Source organism: Pseudomonas sp. Pseusp97 (assembly GCF_047304025.1).
GTDB lineage: Bacteria > Pseudomonadota > Gammaproteobacteria > Pseudomonadales > Pseudomonadaceae > Pseudomonas.
Map to the genome: position 1 here is coordinate 1 of NZ_JBGLYK010000051.1, position 23,016 is coordinate 23,016.

General features: G+C 66.6%; 21 protein-coding genes. 15 read left to right on the forward strand and 6 right to left on the reverse strand.

The features are described 5' to 3' along the window. From ACCC94_RS11605 to ACCC94_RS11615, 3 genes are all read left to right on the forward strand, one after another. A partial coding sequence (locus ACCC94_RS11605; protein WP_413349608.1) for a LysR substrate-binding domain-containing protein occupies window positions 1-378 on the forward strand: 378 nt, incomplete at its 5' end. A 238-nt stretch (window positions 379-616) separates the two neighbouring features. Continuing rightward, the gene (locus ACCC94_RS11610; RefSeq protein WP_413349609.1) at window positions 617-994 is read left to right on the forward strand and encodes an NUDIX hydrolase; all 378 of its coding nucleotides are present in this window, start codon (window positions 617-619) and stop codon (window positions 992-994) included. Window positions 995-1,061: 67 nt separating this feature from the next. Further along, window positions 1,062-1,649 (forward strand): hypothetical protein, encoded by a 588-nt coding sequence (locus ACCC94_RS11615; protein WP_413349610.1) that lies wholly within the window; start codon window positions 1,062-1,064, stop codon window positions 1,647-1,649. Here the strand turns inward: ACCC94_RS11615 and ACCC94_RS11620 are convergent. Then, window positions 1,636-2,280: a histidine phosphatase family protein gene (locus tag ACCC94_RS11620; protein WP_413349611.1), complete on the reverse strand. Its 645-nt coding sequence runs from the start codon at window positions 2,278-2,280 to the stop codon at window positions 1,636-1,638. The genes ACCC94_RS11615 and ACCC94_RS11620 overlap by 14 nt on opposite strands. Before the next feature lie 266 nt (window positions 2,281-2,546). Between ACCC94_RS11620 and ACCC94_RS11625 the strand changes: the two genes are divergently transcribed. From ACCC94_RS11625 to aceF, 3 genes are all read left to right on the forward strand, one after another. Beyond that, window positions 2,547-3,527, forward strand: a complete 981-nt coding sequence (locus tag ACCC94_RS11625; RefSeq protein WP_413349612.1) for a GGDEF domain-containing protein — start codon at window positions 2,547-2,549, stop codon at window positions 3,525-3,527. Between the two features lie 201 nt (window positions 3,528-3,728). Next, a complete protein-coding gene (gene aceE / locus ACCC94_RS11630; RefSeq protein ID WP_413349613.1) occupies window positions 3,729-6,377 on the forward strand; it encodes a pyruvate dehydrogenase (acetyl-transferring), homodimeric type in 2,649 nt (882 codons plus the stop codon). Window positions 6,378-6,388: 11 nt separating this feature from the next. Then, window positions 6,389-7,996, forward strand: a complete 1,608-nt coding sequence (gene aceF / locus ACCC94_RS11635; RefSeq protein WP_413349614.1) for a dihydrolipoyllysine-residue acetyltransferase — start codon at window positions 6,389-6,391, stop codon at window positions 7,994-7,996. Window positions 7,997-8,086: 90 nt separating this feature from the next. Here the strand turns inward: aceF and ACCC94_RS11640 are convergent, their stop codons facing one another. The 3 genes from ACCC94_RS11640 to ACCC94_RS11650 form a co-directional block, all read right to left on the reverse strand. After that, a complete protein-coding gene (locus tag ACCC94_RS11640; RefSeq protein WP_413349615.1) occupies window positions 8,087-8,950 on the reverse strand; it encodes an MBL fold metallo-hydrolase in 864 nt (287 codons plus the stop codon). Window positions 8,951-9,022: 72 nt separating this feature from the next. Beyond that, complete coding sequence (locus ACCC94_RS11645) at window positions 9,023-10,126, reverse strand: WD40/YVTN/BNR-like repeat-containing protein (RefSeq protein ID WP_413349616.1); 1,104 nt, start codon at window positions 10,124-10,126, stop codon at window positions 9,023-9,025. A 28-nt stretch (window positions 10,127-10,154) separates the two neighbouring features. Continuing rightward, window positions 10,155-10,424, reverse strand: coding sequence for a MoaD/ThiS family protein (locus ACCC94_RS11650; protein WP_413349617.1), 270 nt, complete (start codon window positions 10,422-10,424; stop codon window positions 10,155-10,157). Between the two features lie 231 nt (window positions 10,425-10,655). On the opposite strand from ACCC94_RS11650, the gene ACCC94_RS11655 reads away from it, so the two are divergent. The 8 genes from ACCC94_RS11655 (at window position 10,656) to ACCC94_RS11690 (ending at window position 19,676) form a co-directional block, all read left to right on the forward strand. Beyond that, window positions 10,656-10,844, forward strand: a complete 189-nt coding sequence (locus tag ACCC94_RS11655; RefSeq protein ID WP_413349618.1) for a hypothetical protein — start codon at window positions 10,656-10,658, stop codon at window positions 10,842-10,844. A 187-nt stretch (window positions 10,845-11,031) separates the two neighbouring features. Next, window positions 11,032-12,396 (forward strand): glutamine synthetase family protein, encoded by a 1,365-nt coding sequence (locus ACCC94_RS11660; protein WP_413349619.1) that lies wholly within the window; start codon window positions 11,032-11,034, stop codon window positions 12,394-12,396. Window positions 12,397-12,596: 200 nt separating this feature from the next. Beyond that, entirely contained in the window at window positions 12,597-13,910 is a 1,314-nt protein-coding gene (locus ACCC94_RS11665; RefSeq protein WP_413349620.1) for an NAD(P)/FAD-dependent oxidoreductase, read from the forward strand. Window positions 13,911-14,541: 631 nt separating this feature from the next. Beyond that, the gene (locus ACCC94_RS11670; protein ID WP_413349621.1) at window positions 14,542-15,465 is read left to right on the forward strand and encodes a LysR substrate-binding domain-containing protein; all 924 of its coding nucleotides are present in this window, start codon (window positions 14,542-14,544) and stop codon (window positions 15,463-15,465) included. 138 nt (window positions 15,466-15,603) lie between these two features. Then, complete coding sequence (locus ACCC94_RS11675) at window positions 15,604-16,689, forward strand: ABC transporter ATP-binding protein (RefSeq protein WP_413349622.1); 1,086 nt, start codon at window positions 15,604-15,606, stop codon at window positions 16,687-16,689. A gap of 56 nt (window positions 16,690-16,745) precedes the next feature. Beyond that, window positions 16,746-17,876 (forward strand): ABC transporter substrate-binding protein, encoded by a 1,131-nt coding sequence (locus ACCC94_RS11680; protein WP_413349623.1) that lies wholly within the window; start codon window positions 16,746-16,748, stop codon window positions 17,874-17,876. A gap of 15 nt (window positions 17,877-17,891) precedes the next feature. Continuing rightward, window positions 17,892-18,728: an ABC transporter permease gene (locus ACCC94_RS11685; RefSeq protein WP_413349624.1), complete on the forward strand. Its 837-nt coding sequence runs from the start codon at window positions 17,892-17,894 to the stop codon at window positions 18,726-18,728. A 12-nt stretch (window positions 18,729-18,740) separates the two neighbouring features. Beyond that, window positions 18,741-19,676, forward strand: coding sequence for an ABC transporter permease (locus ACCC94_RS11690; RefSeq protein WP_413349625.1), 936 nt, complete (start codon window positions 18,741-18,743; stop codon window positions 19,674-19,676). A gap of 132 nt (window positions 19,677-19,808) precedes the next feature. Here the strand turns inward: ACCC94_RS11690 and tusA are convergent, their stop codons facing one another. Next, the gene (gene tusA, locus ACCC94_RS11695; RefSeq protein ID WP_015477744.1) at window positions 19,809-20,048 is read right to left on the reverse strand and encodes a sulfurtransferase TusA; all 240 of its coding nucleotides are present in this window, start codon (window positions 20,046-20,048) and stop codon (window positions 19,809-19,811) included. 151 nt (window positions 20,049-20,199) lie between these two features. Here tusA and ACCC94_RS11700 point away from each other — a divergent pair, with 151 nt between their 5' ends. Further along, the gene (locus ACCC94_RS11700) at window positions 20,200-21,756 is read left to right on the forward strand and encodes an alpha/beta hydrolase (protein ID WP_413349626.1); all 1,557 of its coding nucleotides are present in this window, start codon (window positions 20,200-20,202) and stop codon (window positions 21,754-21,756) included. A gap of 284 nt (window positions 21,757-22,040) precedes the next feature. Here ACCC94_RS11700 and ACCC94_RS11705 read toward each other — a convergent pair whose 3' ends face one another. Further along, window positions 22,041-22,919, reverse strand: coding sequence for a MaoC family dehydratase (locus ACCC94_RS11705; protein WP_413349627.1), 879 nt, complete (start codon window positions 22,917-22,919; stop codon window positions 22,041-22,043). Window positions 22,920-23,016: the final 97 nt, after the last annotated feature.

Consider the following 23,016-nt stretch of genomic DNA (forward strand, 5'->3'; position numbering starts at 1 on the left):
CTGCCGGCACGCCCGGCTCCCGCCGACGTGGCGGCCCTGCCGACGCTGCATTGGGGGGCCGTGCAACGGGAGTACCTCTGGCAGCTGGACGGTCCCAAGGGTGCCAGTGCGCAGGTGCGCTATCGACCGCGCCTGGTCACCGATGACCTGGTCGCCCTGCGCCAGGCCGCGCTGGCGGGGGCCGGCGCGGTGCACATTCCCGCCGTGGTGGTTTGCGAGGACCTGAACGAAGGCACGCTGGTGAACCTGCTGCCGGACTGGGCGCCGCGCACCGGCGTGGTCCATGCGGTATTCCCTTCGCGTCGCGGATTGCTGCCCTCGGTACGAACCTTGCTGGATTTCCTGGGCGAGGAATTCGAGAAGAGCGACATGTCCTGAGTGGGCGCCCTGCTGGCTGGAGAGAAAATTCGCACTTCAATCTCGGACACCGGTCCATCCAGAAGGAGTGCCAGTCGAGAACATGACGAGCCTTTCTTCAGAAAGGCCTGACATACCTTTTCAGCGTCCGATCCTTACCATTTGTCTAAATAAACGCCGTAACCAGTTCATCTGGTTGGGATTCTTTGATTAATGTCTACCCTGAACACTAGTGGAAGCCTGTCGAGGAGCAGCCGGTATGGCTAAGAACCTGAAAGAGCGTGCAACGGTCATCTGCCGCCTCGACGACAAGATCCTCTTCGTCCGCAAACCCAAGTCGAAATGGAACCTCCCCGGTGGCCGCATCGAGGCCGACGAACGCCCCGGTCAGGCCGCCGTGCGCGAGCTGATCGAGGAGACCGGGCTGGCCATCGAACAGATGAACTACGTGGCGCCCCTGGAGCTGTACCAGACCTTGCACTACGTCTTCGAGACGCCGGTCGATTCGACGCAGCAGCCAACCCCGCTGAACGAAATCGCCGATTGCCGCTGGTTCGCCCCCGAAGAGCTGGAGCGCCGCCGGGTCAACAAGTCGGCGCGGCGCCTGCTGCGTACCTGTCTGAACAAAGCTGGCTGACGGACTTCTCCGATCAGGGTATCTTCCGAGCCTTCGTACAAGCTGCCCTGAAAGGACTCACCGCCTCATGCTCCGCGCCGCCCTGCTCTGCGCCACCGCACTCGTCACCACTGCGACAGGTTCCGGCCTGGCCTTCGCCCAGGTCGAGGTGAAGCCGGTGCAGCATTCCAAGGTCGGCGAAGTCCTGGCGGTACGGATCAGCGAAGACATCGCGCCGGGCGACTACGAGCGTCTGTTCAAGGGGCTGCTGGCCAACCCCGGCAAGTTCGCGCGCAAGGTGGCGCTGCTGGACAGCATCGGCGGCAGCGCCGCGGAAGCGATCAAGATGGGCCGCCTGCTGCGCGAATCCGGCTTCGAAACCCTGGTGCCGACCGACAGCGTCTGCCAGGGCTCCTGCGTCTACCTGCTGGCCGCCGGCAAGCAGCGCACGGTGCGCGGTTACGTGGGCCTGCATCGCCCCTACTACCCCGCGGGCGATTCGTCCCAGGCGGCGGGCAGCTACAACGCGCGCAATTACTTCCGGGAAATGGACATTCCGCTGGAACTGGCCGACACCATGCAGAGCATCGACCCGCAACGCATGCGCGTGCTGACTCCGCAGGAGCTGCAGCGCTATCGACTGGGCGCCACGCCCAGCCAGATCAGCGCCCGCTGACGTTCAGCGGCCACTGGTCGGCATCGAGGTAACCGAGCAGGCGCGGGCTCTGGTCCGCTTCGCTGAGCACGAAGAGCGTCGAGGCATATTCCGGGGTTGCCGGGTCTTTCACGCTGACCGAATGTTCCAGGTCTTCGATGCACTCGCTGTGGGTCACCAGGATCAGGTTGCGGTGCGCCACCTTGTGCTGCAGCGCCTGGCGAAGCATCGAACCTTCACAGTTGTACAACCATCCCTGTTCCTGCGGCGCCTTGCCGAACATCGAGGTGGCCGTCTGCACGGCGCGCAGCTGTTCGCTGCTGAGGATGTCGGCGTTGGCCAGGCCGAGGGCGGCGAAGTCCTGGCCGATGGCCTGGGCGCTCTGGCCGCCGCGCACCGTGATGCCATCGCTGTTTCCCAGGCAGGGCGCGCTGGAGCGGTCGCAACGCTCGGCATGGCGCACCAGCACGATCAGGTCGCCGCTCTGCCAGTGCTCGCGCAGTTCCGCCTGGCGCTTCGCATCCCCCACCAGCGGCGCGGGACGCGAGAAGTCCAGGGGCAGGAAGCCGCTGAGCAAGGCCAGCACCGGCAGGGCCGCCAGCATCGACAGCCAACCTCGGGACAGGGAACGCATGAACTTGGGGATGGGCATGGGACTCCGCCGTACTGCTGCAAAAGGGGTGAAGCCCGACCCATCCCTGGGTTTCCATCGCACTGCGGGGTTGTCAGATGGCGGGCAGGCAAACCCTATCCCCGGATTCGTGAAGAACCCGTTATGAATTGCTGAAGAATCCGTATCTGTTATTGACGACCGTCCGTCGCCCCGCCGCTTTCCTGCCTGCCGGCGACGCAATTGATCGGCTTTCGGTCATCGCGCCGTGATAGAACAAGGCACAGTGCTATCAGCGAGCCGCCGCCATGCCGTACGACGCCTCCCCGGAAAATCCCGTCTACCAGACCCTTCTCGAATCCACCCGCGCCATTCCGTGGAAGATCGACTGGAAAACCATGACCTTCGCCTACATCGGCCCGCAGATCGAGGCGCTGCTGGGCTGGAGCCAGGCCAGCTGGGTCAGCGCCAACGACTGGGCCGAGCGCATGCACCCCGAGGACCGCGACCGAGTCGTGAACTTCTGCGTGTCGCAGTCCCGCGAGGGCACCGACCACGAGGCGGATTACCGCGCCCTCACCTCCTCCGGCGACTACGTGTGGATCCGCGATGTGGTGCACGTGGTGCGCGACGACACCGGCGAGGTGGACTCGCTGGTCGGCTTCATGTTCGACATCAGCGAACGCAAGCGCGCCGAGGAACAGCTGATCATGCTGCAGCGCCAGCTGGAGGAGTATTCGTACAAGGACGGCCTGACCGGCGTGGCCAACCGGCGCATGTTCGATTCGGTGCTGGACAGCGAATGGGGCAGCGCCCAGCGCAGCGGCCAGCCGCTGTCCCTGGTGCTGCTGGATATCGACTACTTCAAGCAGTTCAACGACCACTATGGGCACATCCAGGGCGACGACTGCCTGCGCAGCGTCGGCAAGGCGCTGGCCGGCGCCCTGCTTCGCCCGCGCGACTTCATCGCGCGCTTCGGCGGCGAGGAGTTCGTGCTGGTGCTGCCGGAAACCGACAGCGAAGCCGCCCGGCAGGTGGCCGAGCGTTGCCGCGGTGTGCTGCGCGAACAACGGATCGTCCATGGGAAGTCCGCCGTCTCCGACCTGCTGACCATCAGCCTGGGCGTCGGCACTGCCGTGCCCTCCTCCAGCGACCGCCCGCTGGACTTCGTCGCGGCGGTGGACCGCCTGCTCTACCAGGCCAAGCAGGCCGGGCGCGATCGGCTGGTGGCCGCGCAGTGGAATCGCGGCGACGACCTGCGGCGCGACGCGCTAAGCGTCACGCCCTGATAGAGAGCCGCTGCGACGTCCTGACTCGACCAACCGGGCGGGCACGGGCGCCAGAGCTGACTAAGCTCTATAGCCACACGCGCGTGCCGGCGGCAGCGCGGGGGCCTCACGAGGGCCGCCGCCCGCTGCGCCAACCCGATGGATCACCTGGCCCGGAGCCGGCATTGCGTAGAGCCGACCCCGTAACCAGGACCCCTGACCATGCACGATATCGACCCCGTCGAAACCCAGGAATGGCTGGACGCGCTGGAATCCGTACTGGAAAAAGAAGGCGAAGAGCGCGCCCACTACCTGATGACTCGCCTAGGCGAGCTGGCCAGCCGAACCGGCACGCAACTGCCCTACGCCATCACCACGCCCTACCGCAACACGATTCCCGTGGGCCATGAGGCCCGCATGCCCGGCGACCTGTTCATGGAGCGGCGCATCCGCTCGCTGGTGCGCTGGAACGCACTGGCCATGGTGATGCGCGCCAATCACAAGGACCCGTCGCTGGGCGGGCACATTTCCACCTTCGCATCCTCCGCGACCCTCTACGACATCGGCTTCAACTACTTCTTCAACGGCCCCACCGAGGAACACGCCGGCGACCTGATCTACTTCCAGGGCCACGCCTCGCCGGGCTTCTACGCGCGCGCCTACATCGAAGGCCTGCTCAGCGACGAGCAACTGGAGAACTTCCGCCAGGAGGTGGACGGCAAGGGCATCTCTTCCTATCCGCATCCGCGGCTGATGCCGAAGTTCTGGCAGTTCCCCACCGTGTCCATGGGCCTGGGGCCGATCCAGGCGATCTACCAGGCACGCTTCATGAAATACCTGGAGAGCCGTGGTTTCATCCCCGCCGGCAAGCAGAAGGTCTGGTGCTTCCTGGGCGACGGCGAGACCGACGAGCCGGAATCCCTCGGCGCGATTTCCCTGGCCGGACGCGAGAAGCTCGACAACCTGATCTTCGTGGTGAACTGCAACCTGCAGCGCCTGGATGGCCCGGTGCGCGGCAACGGCAAGATCATCCAGGAATTGGAAGGAGTGTTTCGTGGCGCCAACTGGAACGTGATCAAGGTGATCTGGGGCCGTTTCTGGGACCCGCTGTTCGCCAAGGACCACGCCGGCCTGCTGCAGGCGCGGATGGACGAAGCGGTGGACGGCGACTACCAGAACTACAAGGCCAAGGACGGGGCCTTCGTCCGCGAGCACTTCTTCGGCGCGCGGCCCGAATTGCTGGAGATGGTCAAGGACCTCTCCGACGAGGAAATCTGGAAGCTCAACCGTGGCGGCCACGACCCTTACAAGGTCTACGCTGCCTACCACGCGGCGGTGAACCACAAGGGCCAGCCCAGCGTGGTGCTGGCCAAGACCATCAAGGGTTATGGCACCGGCACCGGCGAGGCGAAGAACATCGCCCACAACATCCACGAGATCGACGTGGACAGCCTGCGCGCCTTCCGCGACCGCTTCGACATCCCGATCAAGGACGCGGACCTCGCCAAACTGCCCTTCTACCGCCCCGACGAAGGCAGCGCCGAGGCGCGCTACCTGAAGGAGCGCCGCGCCGCCCTCGGCGGCTTCATGCCCCACCGCCACGGCAACAGCCAGCGCATCCCGGCGCCGCCGCTGGAGACGCTCAAGGCGCTGCTGGATGGCTCAGGCGACCGCGAGATTTCCACCACCATGGCCTTCGTGCGGATCATCTCGCAGCTGGTCAAGGACAAGGAGCTGGGCCAGCGCATCGTGCCGATCATCCCCGACGAGGCACGCACCTTCGGCATGGAGGGCATGTTCCGCCAGCTCGGCATCTACTCCTCGGTGGGCCAGTTGTACGAGCCGGTCGACAAGGAACAGCTGATGTTCTATCGCGAGGACAAGCAGGGCCAGATCCTCGAGGAAGGCATCACCGAGGCCGGCGCCATGTCGTCCTTCATAGCCGCTGGCACGGCGTACAGCAACTACCGCCAGCCGATGCTGCCGTTCTACATCTTCTATTCGATGTTCGGCTTCCAGCGCATCGGCGACCTGGCCTGGGCGGCCGGTGACAGCCTGACGCGCGGCTTCCTGCTGGGCGGCACCGCCGGGCGCACCACGCTCAACGGCGAAGGCCTGCAGCACGAGGACGGCCACAGCCACGTATTGGCCTCGGTCATCCCCAACTGCCGCACCTACGACCCGACCTATTCCTACGAGCTGGCGGTGATCATCCAGGAAGGCGTGCGGCAGATGATGCAGGAGCAGCAGGACGTCTTCTATTACATCACCGTGATGAACGAGAACTACCCGCACCCGCCGCTGCCCAAGGGCGCCGAGGAAGGCATCATCAAGGGCATGTACCTGCTCGAAGAGGACAAGAAGGCCGCAGCGCACCATGTGCAGTTGCTCGGCTCAGGCACCATCCTGCGCGAGGTGGAAGCAGCGGCGAGGATTCTGCGCGAGGACTTCGGCATAGGCGCGGACGTCTGGTCAGTGCCCAGCTTCAACGAGCTGCGCCGCGACGGCCTCGCAGTCGAGCGCTGGAACCGCCTGCATCCGGGGCAGAAGCCACGGCCCAGCTACGTTGAGCAGTGCCTGGGCGGGCGCCGCGGGCCGGTGGTGGCGTCCACCGACTACATGAAGGTCTACGCCGAGCAGATTCGCCAGTGGGTGCCGACCAAGGAATACAAGGTGCTCGGCACCGACGGCTTCGGACGCAGCGACACCCGCGCCAAGCTGCGCCACTTCTTCGAGGTGGACCGCCACTGGGTAGTGCTCGCCGCGCTGGAGGCCCTGGCCGATCGCGGTGACATCGAGCCGAAGGTGGTGGCCGAGGCCATCGCGAGATTCGGCCTCGACCCGGAAAAACCCAACCCGCTGGACTGCTGAGGAGAGGCACCGTGAGCGAGACCATTCGCGTACCCGACATCGGCAACGGCCAGGGCGAAGTCATCGAACTGCTGGTCAAGGTCGGCGACCGCATCGAGGCCGACCAGAGCCTGCTGACGCTGGAGTCGGACAAGGCCAGCATGGAGATTCCCGCGCCCAAGGCTGGGGTGGTGAAGGCCATCAAGGTGAAGATCGGCGATACCCTCAAGGAGGGTGATGAGATCCTCGAACTGGAAGCCGAAGGCGGCGCTGCCCAATCCAAGACTGAAGCCAAGGCCGAGGAGCCTGCCAAACCTGCCGCGGCGGAACCCGCGCCCACCGCCGCGCCCGCACCTCAAGCGGCCCCTTCCAGCAGCGCTGGCGTGGAAACCATCAAGGTGCCGGACATCGGCAATGGCCAGGGTGAGATCATCGAGCTGATGGTCAAGGTCGGCGACCGTATCGAAGCCGACCAGAGCCTGCTGACGCTGGAGTCCGACAAGGCCAGCATGGAGATTCCCGCGCCGAAGGCCGGGGTGGTGAAAGCCATCCAGGTGAAGATCGGCGACACCCTCAAGGAAGGCGACGACATTCTGGAGCTGGAGGTCGCGGGAGCGGCTCCTGCGCCAACCGCCACGGAAAGAACCGTTGCTGCGCCCAAGCCCGAGGCCGAGCCGGAAAATGCTCCGGAGGTGGCGCCGGTGGGCGCGCCCAGCCGCGACGGCACCAAGGTCCACGCAGGCCCAGCGGTGCGCATGGTCGCTCGCGAGTTCGGCGTCGAACTGGCGCAAGTCACCGGCACCGGGCCGAAGGGCCGCATCCTCAAGGAAGACGTGCAGGCGTTCGTGAAGGGGCAGCTGCAGCGCAGCAAGTCCGGCGCAACAGCAGGCGCAACTGGCGGCGCGGGCATCCCGCCCATTCCGGAAGTCGACTTCAGCAAGTTCGGCGAAGTGGAAGAAGTGGCGATGACCCGGCTGATGCAGGTCGGCGCCACCAATCTGCACCGCAGCTGGCTGAACGTGCCCCACGTGACCCAGTTCGAGTCCGCCGATATCACCGAGGCGGAGGCCTTCCGCATCGCGCAGAAAGCCGCGGCGGAGAAGGCTGGCACCAAGCTCACCATCCTGCCGATCCTGCTCAAGGCCTGCGCCCACCTGCTGCGCGAGCTGCCGGACTTCAACAGCTCGCTCGCGCCCAGCGGCAAGGCGCTGATCCGCAAGAAGTACGTGCACATCGGCTTCGCCGTCGACACCCCGGACGGCCTGCTGGTGCCAGTGATCCGCGACGTGGACCGCAAGGGCCTGCTGCAACTCGCGCTCGAGGCTGCCGAACTGGCGGAAAAGGCGCGGACCAAGAAACTCTCCGCCGACGCCATGCAGGGCGCCTGCTTCACCATTTCCAGCCTCGGGCACATCGGCGGCACCGGCTTCACGCCCATCGTCAACGCGCCGGAAGTGGCGATCCTCGGCGTGAGCAAGGCGACCATCCAGCCGGTGTGGGACGGCAAGGCCTTCCAGCCCCGGCTGATGCTGCCGCTGTCGCTGTCCTACGACCACCGGGTGATCAACGGTGCGGCAGCGGCGCGCTTTACCCGCAGGCTGGGCGAGGTATTGGGGGACATTCGCAGTCTGTTGCTGTAGCGCCCTTCTCGGCGCGGTTCGCGAGCAAGCTCGCTCCTACAGTTGAGGCCGATGCGCTCTTCGTAGGAGCGAGCTTGCTCGCGAACCCCATCACATCCGGTCCAACGGAATGCTCAGGTAGCGCACGCCGTTGTCCTCTGCCTCGGGCAACGCGCCGCCGCGCATGTTGACCTGGATCGACGGCCAGATCAGCGCTGGCGCATGCAGCGTTGCGTCGCGCTCATTGCGCATGGAAACAAAGGCGTCCTCGCCGACACCTTCATGCACGTGCACATTCGCCTGTCGCTCAAGCGCCACGGTCGTCTCGTGCTGGTGCTCGTTGCGCCCCGGCGCCAGGTAGTCGTGGCAGAGGAACAGCCGCGTGTCGTCCGGCAAGGCGAACAGTCGCTGGATCGAGCGGTACAGCTGCCGCGCATCGCCGCCGGGGAAATCGCAGCGGGCGGTACCATAGTCGGGCATGAACAGCGTGTCACCGACGAAGGCCGCATCGCCGACCAGATAGGTCATGCACGCCGGCGTATGGCCGGGCGTATGCAGAGCCTGCGCCTGCAATTCGCCAATGCTGAAGTGCTCGCCATCTTCGAACAGCTGGTCGAACTGGCTGCCATCACAGGGGAAGCTCTCCCCGAGGTTGAGCAGGCCGGCGAAGGTGCGCTGCACCCGGGCGATGCTCGCACCGATGGCCAGCCTGCCGCCCAGTTGGCCCTTGAGCCAGGCGGCGGCGGACAGGTGGTCGGCATGCAGGTGGGTTTCCAGCAGCCACTGCACGCTCAGGCCATGGCCGTTCACATAGTCGACGATGCGTTGGGCGCTGGAATGGCCAACACGCCCCGCGGCGGCATCGAAATCCAGCACCGGGTCGACGATGGCGCAACGGCGGCTCGCCGGATCGGCAACGACATAGCTATAGCTGGAGGTGGCCGTGTCGAAGAAGTGCTGGATGCTGGCAGTCATGCGGTCTCCCCGGGTCCGGCGGCATCAGGCGCGCCGGAAATGCCAGGGAGTATAGGCATCCGCGTCCGGGTCTCAGCCGAAGCGCACGCAGTAGATGGGCGGCAGGTTGGCCGACAGGCACTGCCAATGATCGCCGCCGTTCTCCGACAGCCACAGCCCGCCGGTGGTGGAGCCCATCGCCAGGCAGGCGCCATCGTCGTCCACCGCCAGGCCGTGGCGATACACCAGGTCAAAGGCCGCGCCCTGCGGCAGGCCGCCGTCGAGGACTTCAAAACTGGCGCCGCCGTCGCGGGTTCGGGTGACGACGAAGCGGGCGTCCACCGGAATGCGGCAGACATCCTTCACCGCGGGGACGAACCAGGCGGTGTCCGGCCGGGTCGGGTGGACGGCGACGGCGAAGCCGAAGCTCGACGGTTCGGCCTTCACGTCACTCCAGTGCGTGCCGCCGTCACTGGAGGTGAAGATGCCGTTGTGGTGCTGCACCCACAGGCGCTGCGGCTGCGCGGGGCAATGCACCAGCCGGTGCGGGTCCTGGATGACGCCGTCCTCGCGCAGCTCCGGCGGCATGTAGTCGGCGTACATGCCGCGGGTGGTCACGCGCCAACTGGCCCCGCCATCGTCGCTCTGCCATACGCCGCCGCAGGACACGGCGACGGTCAGGTGCTGGCTGTCGCGCGGGTCGACGCTGATCGAGTGGATGCCCGGCCAATCGTAGCCGCCCCCCATCCAGCGCGAGCGTTCGGGCAAGTCCCAGAGCGGGCGGTTGAGCTCCCAGCTGTCGCCACCATCGGCGCTGTGGAACAGCCCGCCGGGAATGGTTCCGGCCCAGAGCACGCCGGGCTCGGCAGCGCCGCCGGTCTCCAGGCACCAGATCTGCTGCAGCACCCAGGGCGCAGGCGGGGCTTCGCCCTCACCGGCCTTGGGCAGCGGATCGGGCTGCGGCGGGTAAGTCGGCACGGCGATCTCCTGCCAATCCTCGCCGGAGCGCTGACGCCACAGCTTGCAGCCGAAGTGGCCGAGGTTGAGGGCGGCGTAGAGGGTTTCCTCGCGGGGATCGGCAAGCACCGTGCTCAGCGGTTCGCCGAGGAAATCGCGGCGGGTTTCCTGCCAGCCGTCGGCCCCGCGCTGAAAGGTGAACAGACCCTTGCGGGTCGCCACCAGCAATCGATCATCCATCTTGCTCTCCTGAAATGCCGCTGGGTCCTCAACCGCCGCTCAAGGCCTGCACGACATAGACCTCGCTGTCCGCATCCAGCGCATCGCTGAGACCGGCGCGATCACGCAGGCGCAGGCCGTCGATGAAGATCGTCAGATGCCGACGCAGCCCGCCCTGGTCGTCCAGCAGGTAGCCACGCAGTTTCGGCGCTTCGACAAATACCGCTTCCAGCGCGTCGGTGAGGGTCGCGGCCGGCAACTCGCGCTCCTCGATGGATACGTGACGCTGGATGGACGGGGCGAAGACGATACGGCACATGACGGGACCGTGGCGGACACTGTTTGCCCCAGTCTAGGGCAGACACGGCGGGCGTTCCGGGCGCTTCGACGGAATGCGCGCGGCTGGCCGGAACGGCTCTGGAACGGCCATGCCGGTGCACGGGACCCCAGAATCAGTTTCGATCTGGCAAAACCAAAGGTCGTGAAAATCACATTTAACAAACCCATACGCCGTGCGAGTCTGCGGGAATCGTCAGCCAAATCCTTCGACATGCACCTGCTCGTTTCGCCCGCACCGCTGGAACACGTCGCCGCCCGCAAGGCCGGCAGCGCCGTCCGCCTGCCGCGCAAACACGCCCGCTGGCTCGAACTGCAACCGCTGACCCTGCCTCTGGAACTGGCCTTCTGGGCGCTCTGGCATTGCCGCCACGCGCGCCCGCCGGATTCCGCCTCTCGCTGACCGGGCACCCCGCCCGACTCCGCCCGACGGAGCTACATTCATCGAAGAGCTTGGCTCACAAAGCCGCGCCTTCATCGAACAAGACGTAGCCCGTTGCATCGCTTGCCTGCCTTCAACCCCGTGCCCTTCGGCGCGGCCCTGGCCTGCAGGTCGTCAGCGCATCCGCGTGGATGCTAACGAGAGCCCCATGAATTTCGCCTCCGTGCAAGAAGCCCAGTATTTCCTGGCCCAGAACCCCGATATCGAGATGGTCGAGCTGTTCATCCTCGACGCCAACGGCGTGCCGCGCGGCAAGCTGCTGCACCGCGAGGAACTGCTCGCGGTGTACCAGTCCGGCCGGCCGCTGCCCAGCACCATCCTCGGCCTCACCATGCACGGCGAGGATGTGGAGGATTCCGGGCTGGTCTGGGACGTCGGCGATATCGACTGCCGCGCCTACCCGCTGGCCGGCAGCCTGGTGCGCCTGCCCTGGCGGCAGATTCCCACGGCGGCAGTGCAGGTCAGCATGCACCCCGAAGAAGGCAAGCCGGCGGACATCGCCGACCCGCGCCATGTGCTGATCCAGGTGATCGACAGCCTCAAGGCCGCCGGCTACCACCCGGTGATGGCCTGCGAGCTGGAGTTCTACCTGCTGGACGCCAAGCGCGACGCCAATGGCCGTCCGCAGCCGGCGCTGGATGCCGACGGCGGCCGACCGCGCGCCACCCAGGTCTACGGCCTGCGCGAGCTGGAGCAGATCGAACCCTTCCTCGCCGATCTCTACGCCGCGTGCAAGGCCCAGGGGATTCCGGCGCGCACGGCCATCTCCGAGTACGCGCCGGGCCAGGTGGAAATCACCCTGGAACACGGCGACGCGCTGCTCGCCATGGACCAGGCGGTGCGCTACAAGCGCCTGGTGAAGGGCGTGGCGCACAAGCACGGCATGCAGGCGTGCTTCATGGCCAAGCCGTTCGACGACCTGGCCGGCACCGGCATGCATATGCACGTCTCCCTGGCCGACGCCGAAGGCAACAACCTGTTCGCCAGCGAAGATCCGGCCGGCACCCCGCTGCTGCGCCAGGCCGTGGGCGGCATGCTGAAAAGCCTGCTCGACTCGCTGCTGCTGTTCTGCCCCAACGCCAACTCCTACCGCCGCTTCCAGGCCAACAGCTACGCGCCGCTGGCGCCGACCTGGGGCTGCGACAACCGCACCGTGAGCCTGCGCGTGCCCGGCGGCCCGGCCAATACCCGGCATGTCGAACACCGCATCTGCGGCGCAGACGCCAACCCTTACCTGGCCGCCGCGGCCATCCTCGCCGGCATCCATCGCGGCATCCGCGAGCAGATCGACCCGGGTGCGCCGGTGGAAGGCAACGGCTACGCCCAGGCCAAGGAACTGCTGCCCACCGACTGGCTGACCTCGCTGCGCGCGCTGGAACGTTCCAGCTGGGCGCGCGATGCCCTGGGCCACGAATTCCTCGGCGTCTACCTGAAGGTCAAGCAGGCCGAGTACCGTCAGTTCATGGGCGAGGTCGGCGAGCAGGACTGGCGCTGGTATCTGACGCAGGCTTGAGGTGACATGAGCTGAGCTTAAAAGCCCCTCTCCCCAACCCTCTCCCGCAAGCGGTAGAGGGGGCCGATTGTGCCGAGATGAGTTTTTCGCTCATGGGAACCTCAGGCTGAAACCGAATTTGCAGCCCGCTCCGATCAGCCCCCTCTCCCTTCAGGGAGAGGGCTGGGGAGAGGGAAATCGAATAACACAGGAACACCGAAATGAACGCTGCACTGAACCCCGCCACCCCCGCCCCCGAGCGCGCGAAGTCCTATTACTCCGCGAGCCTCAACGAAGAGACCGGTTACCCCACGCTGCAAGGCGAGGTGAACGTCGACATCGCCATCATCGGCGGCGGCTTCACCGGCGTCGCCACCGCCGTGGAGCTGGCCGAGCGCGGCTACAAGGTCGCCATCGTCGAGACCAACAAGGTCGGCTGGGGCGCCAGCGGGCGCAACGGCGGGCAGGTCACCGGCAGCCTCTCGGGCGACTCCGCCATGGAGAAGCAGATGCGCCAGTGGCTGGGCGACGACGTCGACGACTTCATCTGGCACCTGCGCTGGCGCGGCCACGAGATCATCAAGAGCCGCGTGGAAAAGTACGGCATCCAGTGCGACCTGAAGTTCGGCCACCTGCACGCGGCGATGAAGCCCTCGCACATGGACGAGCTGAAGGCCACCTTCGACGACGCCAAGCGCCGTGGCATGGGGGACGAGATCAGCCTGCTGGACGGTGCCGACGTGCGTGCGCACCTGGAGAGCGACCTCTACTGCGGCGCCATCAAGAACACCCGCAACATGCACCTGCACCCGCTCAACCTGTGCATCGGCGAGGCCAAGGCCGCTGCCAGCCTGGGCGCGCTGATCTTCGAACATTCCGAGGTGCTGGACATCGTCCACGGCCCGCGTCCGGCGGTGGTTACTTCGGGCGGCCGGATCAATGCCGCGCAAGTGATGCTGGCCGGCGACGTCTACCACAAGCTGGAACGCAAGCAGCTCAAGGGCATGATCTTCCCCGCCATGGGCGGCATCGTCACCACCAGGCCGCTGGGTGAGCTGGCCAAGCGCATCAACCCGCAGGACCTGGCGGTCTACGACTGCCGCTTCGTGCTCGACTACTACCGCATGACCGGCGACGGCCGCCTGCTGTTCGGCGGCGGCGCCAACTACTCCGGCCGCGACTCGCGCGACATCGCCGGCGAGCTGCGGCCGTGCATCGAGCGCACCTTCCCGGCGCTGAAGGGCGTGGACATCGAGTTCCAGTGGAGCTGCGCCATGGGCATCGTGATGAACCGCATCCCGCAGCTGGGCAAGCTGTCGGAGAACGTCTGGTACTGCCAGGGCTACTCCGGCCATGGCGTGGCGACCACCCACATCATGGGCGAGATCATGGCCACGGCGATGACCGGCGACCTGGAGAAATTCGACACCTTCGCCCAGTGCAAGCACATCCGCGTGCCGATGGGCGACGTGTTCGGCAACCCGATGCTGGCGGCGGGGATGTGGTACTACCAGATGATGGAGAAGCTGCGCTGATTGGCGGTATTTCCGTCTGACGCAGGCCTTGCGGGGGAACGCGCGCAGCGCCGTCCCTAGCAGGTCGGGCACTGCGCGGCTCTTCGTAGGAGCTAGCTTGCTCGCGAACCTTGCCCCGCTGCGGACTCCGTTCGCGAGCAAGCTCGCTCCTACAGGTGTTCATCCTGAAATCTGGGTGCAAGACGAGCCTTCGCGGACAAGGTCCGCTCCTACGGGAGCGCGCGCACCGTAACGGTTCTGGCAGTGGCTCTTGAAGTCTTACAGAGATGCACCCGAGCACTCCGAATGCCCCGTTCAACGAGGGAATTTTTCGCCCCAAGCGAAAAACCGGATGTCCGGGGCAAGACCTTTGCCTGCTTTGGGTCGTTTGCCAAAGTAGGTCGCCCGAGGGGGCGAAACAGGGAGTCTGCGCGCACGCTGAAGCGGCGCTGGAACACCCAGGCCAATGCAGCAGACCTGCAACACCCGAGCAAGAGAAAGCGCCGGCCCTGCCGGCGGATCGCGGGCATGGCCCTCCTACAGGGGGCTTCGGCGATCAGGGGGAACGCCCGTCCTCCGCCCGTACCCGCAGCCTCTCGACACCGCCGCCGCGCTCAGGGATAAAGGCTCCACTTCGAAACTGGAGCAAGCCATGCGTTTCCCCTCGATGACCGCCCTGCGCGTGCTGGACGCCGTCGCCCGTCTGGGCAGTCTGTCCGGTGCGGCCAGCGAGCTGAGCCTGACCCGCAGCGCCGTCAGCCACCAGTTGCACAGCCTGGAAGACTGCCTGGGCATCGCCCTCACCGAACGGGTCGGCCGTGGCATCGCGCTGACCTACCACGGCGAATGCTTCGCCCGCGAGACCCAGCGCGCGCTGGCGATCCTCAACGAGGCGCGGCGCTTCGCCAATGCCGAGGAAGTCTCCGGCCGCCTGTGCGTGAGCTGCACGCCGGGCTTCGCCACCTACTGGCTGTGCCACCAGATCGGCAAGTTCCAGCGCGCCCACCCGCAGGTGGAGCTGAATCTGGTCTCGCCACGGGTGCCCGACGACGTCAGCGACCGCGACGTCGACCTGTTCATCGCCTACGGCGTCGGCGACTGGACCGACCTGCACGTCGAGCTGATCGCCACCCTGGATACCTTCCCGGTATGCAGCCCCTCGCTGATCAACTCGGTGGGCGGCCTGGACTCCCCGGAGGACCTCGCCAGCCTGCCCTTCCTGCACATGGTCGACCATTCCGACTGGTTGCTGTGGACCGCTGCCGCTGGGGTGCGCGACCTCAATGTGCGCAACGGCATCGTCTTCTCCGATGCGCACCTGGTGCAATCGGCGGCCATCGCCGGGCAGGGCGTGGCCATGGGCGATGCGCTGGTCAGCGGCGACGCGATGGCCAAGGGGCAGTTGGTGCGGCTGTTCAACGTCGCCATCGAGCCACCCAACCGCTACTACTTCGTCACCGACCCGGCCAGGTCCGAACGCCCCGACATTCGCGCCTTCAAGGCCTGGATGAAGGCCGAGCTGCGCATGTCCGAGCAGTTCCGCCACAGCGGAAGAACGGCGGTGATTGGTGAATGAATTCGAACAATGAGGGCGAAAAAACGCGATTGAAGCGGAGAGGGATTTGACAATACTGCATTAAAAAAAGGCCGCTGATCTTTACCCGATCCTCACCGGCGGCCTCTCGAACAAGAACAAGAAATCGAGGTAAGTGCAGTGGAGCGACAGCCCCAACTCCGTGCCATCGGCATCGGCAAGAGCTACGGAAGTTTCAACGCGCTGGACAACGTGTCCATCGACATCCAGCAGGGCGAGTTCCTCACCCTCCTCGGGCCTTCGGGCTCCGGCAAGACCACCTTCCTGATGATCCTCGCCGGGTTCCAGGACCCATCCCGCGGCAAGCTCGAAGAGGGCGGTGCCGACATCACCCGGCGTCCCGCCGAGAAGCGCAACTTCGGCATGGTGTTCCAGGGCTACGCCCTGTTCCCGCACATGAGCATCGAGGACAACGTCGGCTTCCCGCTGAAGATCCGTGGCGTGAAAGCCGAGGAACGCAACCGCCGCGTGCGCCACATGCTCGATGTGGTCGGCCTCGGCGAGCACCTGGGCAAGCGCCCCGGCGAGCTCTCCGGCGGCCAGCAGCAACGCGTGGCCATTGCCCGCGCCCTGGTGTTCGAACCGGACATGCTGCTGCTCGACGAACCCCTCTCGGCGCTGGACAAGAACCTGCGCGAACAGCTGCAGGCGGAACTGCAGCGCATCCATCGCCAGGTCGGCACTACCTTCGTCTTCGTCACCCACGACCAGAACGAAGCCCTCGCCCTCTCCACCCGCATCGCCATCTTCAACCGCGGCCAGCTGGCCCAGGTCGACGACCCGCAGACCATCTACAACCTGCCGAGCAACCGTTTCGTCGCCGAGTTCCTCGGCAAGATGAACCTGTTCCCGCTGAGCCAGGTGGGCCGCGCCGGCGAGCTGGCCTGCGGACGCTTCGGCGAGGCCGAGCTGCGCGCCGGCTATTCCCACGCCATGCAGGCCGAGGCGCCGCTGCTGGCGGTGCGCCCGGAACACATGCAGCTGCACAGCGCCCCGCCGCAGGTGAACGGCCACAACGTGGTGCAGGCCGTGCTCACCGCCAAGACCTACCAGGGCGCCAGCACCGAGCTGTGCCTGGGTGCCGGCAGCGAGGGCAAGCAACCGATGAGCCTGGCCGTGCACGCCGACCACCAGGCCTCGCGCCTGGAACAGGGCGCGAAGGTCTGGCTGAGCTGGCCCATCGAGAAAAGCCTGCTGATCGCCTGAGTCGCCGCACGCATTCGTCCCCTATTCGCCATCCCACCTGACCGGGAGCTGCACCCATGTTCAATCCGAAAGAGTTCAATCCCCACCAGCAAGACTGCATCCAAGTCCTCATCGAAAAGACCCGTCGCGGGCAGATCGACCGCCGCACCTTCCTCAAGGGCATGGGCCTGATGGCCGCCCTGCCGCTGGCCTTGCGCAGTGGCGTGAGCTTCGCCGCCGGCGACAAGCCGCTGGTGGTGGTGAACTGGGGCGGCGACGCCATCAAGGCGTTCGGCAAGGCCTGGACCGAGGGCTTCTCCAAGGCCACCGGCATCCCCACCAAGATCGACGGCAGCGGCCCCACCGAAGGCGCCATCCGCACCCAGCTGTCCAGCGGCCGGGTGAGCTGGGACGTGGTCGACGCGGAAAGCTCGGTGCTGCAGATCCTCGGCAAGGAAGGCCTGGTCCAGCCCATCGACTACAACGTGGTGTCCAGGGACAAGGTGCTGCCCGGCTTTGCCTACGAATACGGCATCGCCAACTACATGCTCAGCTACGTGATCGCCTACGACAGCGAGCGCTTCGGCGACAAGGCACCCAAGACCTGGGCGGACTTCTGGGACGTGAAGACTTTCCCCGGCAAGCGCACCCTGTACAAGTGGATGAACGGCATGCTCGAAGCCGCGCTGCTGGCCGACGGCGTGACGCCGGACAAGCTCTACCCGCTGGACGTGCCGCGCGCGCTGAAGAAGATCGAGGAGCTCAAGCCCCATGTCCTGTCCTTCTGGGGCTCGGGCGCGGAAACCCAGCAGCTGCTGATCGAAGGCGAAGTCTCCATGGGCGCCATCTGGAACACCCGCGCCCAGGTCATCACCGACGACAGCGAAGGCCGCATCAAGTGGACCTTCGACAACGCCCTGCTGGGCTGCAGCAACTGGGGCGTGCTCAAGGGCAACCCGGCCGGCACCGAGGCGGCGATGAAATTCATTGCCTACGCCCAGGACCCGCAGACCCAGGTGGAGCTGTTCAAGATGTTCGGCAACGGCCCGGCCAATCCCGCCGCCGCTGCGCTGATCCCGGACGACCGCAAGCACCTGAACTGCACAGATCCTGCGAACCTGCCCAAGCAGGTGATGCTCAGCCACGAGTGGTACACCGACCACTACGGGGCGACGCTGGAGCAGTACCTGACCCACATTTCCAAGTGACGCGGAGCGCAGGTCATGGCCGATAACGCCCCCTCGCGGCTGAAGCTGGGCGCCCTGCTGCTGCCGCTGCCGGTCGTGCTGATCGTCTTCTACGTACTGCCCTTCCTCGGCGTGCTCGGCTGGAGCGTGACCCTGCCCGAGCCGGGGATCGAGCAGTACCAGCGGATCATCACCGACCCGGCGATCCACGACGTGCTCTGGCGGACCTTCCGCCTGTGCACCACGGTCAGCGTGATCTCCCTGGTGATCGCCTACCTGATGGCCTACTGCTGGGTCTACAGCCCGCCGTTCTGGCAGCGCGTGGTGGAAATCTGCGTGTTCATCCCCTTCTGGCTGTCGGTGCTGGTGCGCGCCTTCGGCTGGCTGATCGCCCTGCGCAGCAACGGCCTGCTCAACGACTGGCTGCAGTTCCTGGGCATCACCAGCGAGCCGTTGCAGCTCACCCGCAACGAGCTGGGCGTGGTGATCGGCATGGTCCACTTCATGGTGCCCTTCGCGCTGTTCCCGCTGGTTTCCACCATGCGCCGCCTCGACCCTCGCGTGCTGCTGGCCGCGCGCGGCCTGGGCGCCGGGCAGCTGCGCACTTTCTGGAGCATCTTCGTGCCGCAGACCATCCCCGGCATCCTCGGCGCCTTCATCATCGTCTTCGTGTTCTGCCTGGGCTTCTTCATCACCCCGGCGATCCTCGGCGGCGGGCAGACCGTGATGGTGGCCGAGTACGTCTACCTGCAGATGTTCCAGACCAGCAACTGGGGCCTGGGCGCCGCGCTCTCGGTGGTGCTGCTGGCGCTGGTCAGCGCGATGATCTGGGCGCTGCTGCGCATGACCCGCGTCGACAAGCTGGTGGGATAAGGAGCCGCAGTCATGAATTCGCACGAAACCAAAGCCCCGAGCCGCCTGCTGGCGACCATGGCGATGATCTTCATGGTCTTCCCGCTGCTGGCGGTGATCCCGGTGTCCTTCACCAGCAAGCGCTTCCTGTCGATGCCCAACGGCAACTGGTCGCTGCGCCACTACCAGGCGCTGCTGGACAGCCCCGAATGGCTCTCGGCAATCGGCCAGAGCCTGGTCGTCGCCACCGCCACCTGCATCATCGCCACCGCGCTGGCGGTGAGTTTCAGCCTCGGCATCTGGTACCTGCGCTCGCGCCTGGCGACCCTGCTGATCGGCCTGGTGCTGCTGCCCATGGCGATCCCGCCGATGATCTCGGCGATGGTCCTGTACTTCATGGAAACCAAGGTCAGCCAGTTCGCCCCCGGCCTGGGCTACGACACGCTGTTCGGCCTGACCATCGCGCACATCGTGATGGTCGTGCCCTACGGCGTGGTGACCATGCTGGTGGCGCTGAGTCAACTGGACCGGCGCATCGAACTGGCCGCGCGCAACCTTGGCGCCAGCCTGGGCCAGACCACCTTCATGGTGGTGCTGCCGAACCTCAAGCTGGGCGTGGCGAGCACGGCGCTGCTGTGCTTTGCGCTGAGCTGGGAGGAGATCGCGGTGACCCTGTTCGTCACCAGCACCGAGGTCAACACCCTGCCGCGGCAGATCTGGTCCGGCCTGCGCGACAACATCGACCCTGCCGTGGCGGCCATCTCGGTGGTTCTGATCGCCCTGACCTTCGTCGCGCTGGTCGGGCGGATGATCGCCCAGCGCTGGATCTTCCGGGAGTTCCGTTCGCGAGCAAGCTCGCTCCTACACAACGCCATGCCTCCTGCACAGACCGTAGGGCGCACAACCCGGAACGGGTTATCCGCCGAGTACCTCGCGGCGGATAACGCTGGCGCGTTATGCACCCGATGATCTGCCACGCAGCGGAATATCCCGTCGGGCAGGAGCGGACTCCGTCCGCGATCGCTCACCGACAAGATCGGAGCGACGCATGGACATCGCGGACAGAGTCCGCTCCTACGCCAGCCACCATCGGCGGGATGATCACTCCGCCTTCTTGCGAATCCAGTACAGGTAGGTCCCCGCCTCTTCCTGCTGTTCCACCAGCTCGTGGCCGAGGAAGACGCAGAACTTGGGGATGTCGCGACGCGTGGAAGGATCGGTGGCGATGACCTTGAGCAGGCCGCCGGCCGGCAGGTCGCGCACCTTGTTGTGCAGCATCATGACCGGCTCGGGGCAGTTCAGGCCGGTGGCGTCGAGAATCGCATCGACAGGCTGGGACATCACGTCACTCCAGAAAACCAATGGCGCATTGTCGCGCAAAGGGCACCGTGCGGTCACCCCGCGTCCGTCCGGGTCACCGAACCTTGGTTGGGGGGTGGCCGCTGCGGGCGCCGGGCATGCTGGCGCATTCGCTCCCCACAATGGAATGTCGATGCGCGCCCTCCTCTGCCTGTGCCTTGCGCTGCTCGCCGGCTGCGCCGCCCGCGACCAGGTCCCCGACTTCGCCGCCAGCGCAGGCGAAGACCTGCCGGCCACCTGGTTCGAAGCCGTCATCACGGCGCGCGACGGCACGAAGCTCTCCGCCACCGTATTCCAACCCGCACTGAAGGCCGGCGAGAGCGCCCCGCTGATCGTCCACACCCACGGCTGGGGCGGCTGGCGGGTGACCGGGCCGGATGGCTACTACGGCAAGAACATGATGTCCGGCCGCGCCGCGTTGCGCGCCTGGAAGGCCGGCTTCTGGGTAGTCAGCTACGACCAGCGCGGCTGGGGCGGCAGCGACGGGCGCATCGAGATGATGAATCCGCAGTTCGAGGTGCAGGACGCCAGCGCGGTGATCGACTGGGCCGCCACGCACCTGGCCCGGCTGACCCTGGACGGCCCGAACGACCCGCGCGTCGGCATGCTCGGCGAAAGCTATGGCGGCGCCGTGCAGCTGCTGGCCTCGGCGGAAGACCCGCGCATCGACGCCATCGTCCCCATCGCCACCTGGTACGACCTGGCCGACGCCCTGGCGCCGGACGGCCAGCTGAAGATCGGCTGGGGCGGCGTGCTGGTCAGCCTGGGGCTCGCGACCGGTTACGACCTGGGCAAGTTCGTCCAGGCCGATTACCTGCACACCTCTGGCGGGCGCATGGCCGCGCCGGTGCAGGCCGAACTGCACGCCAACAGCCTTGCCAGCTATTGCGCGGCCGGCCGCCTGCCCCACGCCGATGCCCTGCTGATCCAGGGCCTGCGCGACACGCTGTTCCCGCTGGACCAAGGGCTGCAGATCCGCGAGTGCCTGAAACGTGGACCGGCTGATGTGCGCCTGCTGGGCATGCAGGGCGGACACATCCTGCCGCCGCCGCTGCAGGCCTGGAGCGGGCTGCCGCCGTTCAACAACGAACCGGTGATCCACTGCGGCTCGCGGGCGATCAACCTCTATACCGGCATAGTCGCCTGGTACGAGGAAAAGCTGCGCAAGCGCCCCGGCGCCGCCGACGGCGTACCGGACCTCTGCATCAGCCTCGATCTCGACCAGGGCGTGGCGCTGGACGAACTGCCGCCGCCCGGGCCCTGCGTGGCGCTGCCGGATACCGCCATCCGCCCGGCAGCGAGCGGCCTGCTGCAACCCTCTCGGTTCATTCCCCTGCAGCCTGTCAGCGAACACAGCGCCCTGCTCGGCAGCGCCGAAGTGCGGCTCAGCCAGCCGCTGACGGAGCGCCCCGACGCGCAGCTGTTCGCCGCCCTGGCAGTTCGCAGCGCCGATGGCCATACGCGGCGCCTGGACGAACAGGTGAAACCGCTGGCGAACCAGGGCAGCACGCGGCTGAACGCCGTCAGCGCCAGCCTGGCGCCGGGGGATGAGATTGGCTTGCTGGTGAGCGGCTTCAGCGACCAGTACCTGTTCAACAGCTCCTGGCGGATTTCCCCAGTGGAACTCAAGGGCGAGGTGCAGCTACCTGGCCTGGTCCCGCTGCAGCCGCGCATGGCCGCGCGTCCCTGACGCCTCTGCCGTGCGGTTCGCGAGCAAGCTCGCTCCTACAGGTCGAGCTCGGTGCGCCCCTTGTAGGAGCGGAGCTTCTCCGCGAAATCCCGGCGCAGCCGGGACAGCTCTGGTGGCCATACACCGGCCTGACGGCCTGATCGCGGAGAGGCGCCGCTCCTACGAGGAAGATTCTGCGTTGGGCGTTCGCCCTCTCCCCCCCGGGGGAGAGGGAAATCCCAGGTACGGACCTTCAGAGGAAAACAGTTGCTCCTACAAGAGCAAGGCGCCCTCCCGCCAGCCCGTCAGCGCAACGGCCCGTCCGGCGCCTCGTCCAGCTGCGCCAGCAGCATCGGCTGGCCATCGCCCTCGGCAGGCAACAGGGCCCATTGTTCCTTGCTGCCCAGGCGACGGTACACCTGCTTCACCTGGCTACCCAGCGGCAGCGGCGCCTTGAAGTGGGCGTCCAGGCGCACGTTCTCGGCCAGGCGGCGGCCGGTCAGGCTGCGCGCCAGGCCCCACATGCCGTGGGCGAAGGGTTTGCCGAAGCCGTAGTGCGAAGCCATCAGCCGGGACAGGTGCAGCGGGTTGAAATCGCCGCTCAGCCCGGCGTAGCGCCAGCCGACGATCTTCGGCACTCGCCACTGCACGCCGGAATGCACCGGCGCCTCCAGCGTGTGCCACCGGGCGCGTTCGGGCAGCGGATCGGGCTCGCTTTCGCGATGGAGGAAGTCGCCCCGGCGCAGGTAGGTGGTGATCGACTGCCAGTAGAGCATGTCGTGGTGCCAGGCCTCGGTGACCACATCCACCTCCAGGCCCAGCTCGCTACGACGGCTGGTGAGGATGCGGCAATCGAACTGCAGCGGCTCGTGCTCGTCGAGCAGTCGGTAGCGCTGGATATGGCTGCGCAGGTGGATCAGCCCGACCACCGACAGCGGCATGCGCGAGCGGCTGAGCAGGCGCAGGTGCAATGGCAGGCTGATCACCTGCGGATAAAGCAGCGGCACGCCCAGCGCCGGGTCGAGGCCGAAGTGCTGGCGGTAGGCGCGAAGGTGGCGCAGGTCGAACTGCAGGGTGCGGCTGTCCATCGCCAGGTAGGGCACGCGCTCGCCCTGGCCGAGACCACGGCGTGGCAGCAGCATGCGGCTGTAACTGCCCAGGAGGGAGGGCAACTTTCGCTTCACGAAGGTCTCCGGAAGATCTCGCGCCGCACAGCATGGGCAATGCCGGGCGGCGCGACAAGTCACCGAAGGTCGGGTGGCGTGACCGGGCAGTTCCGCG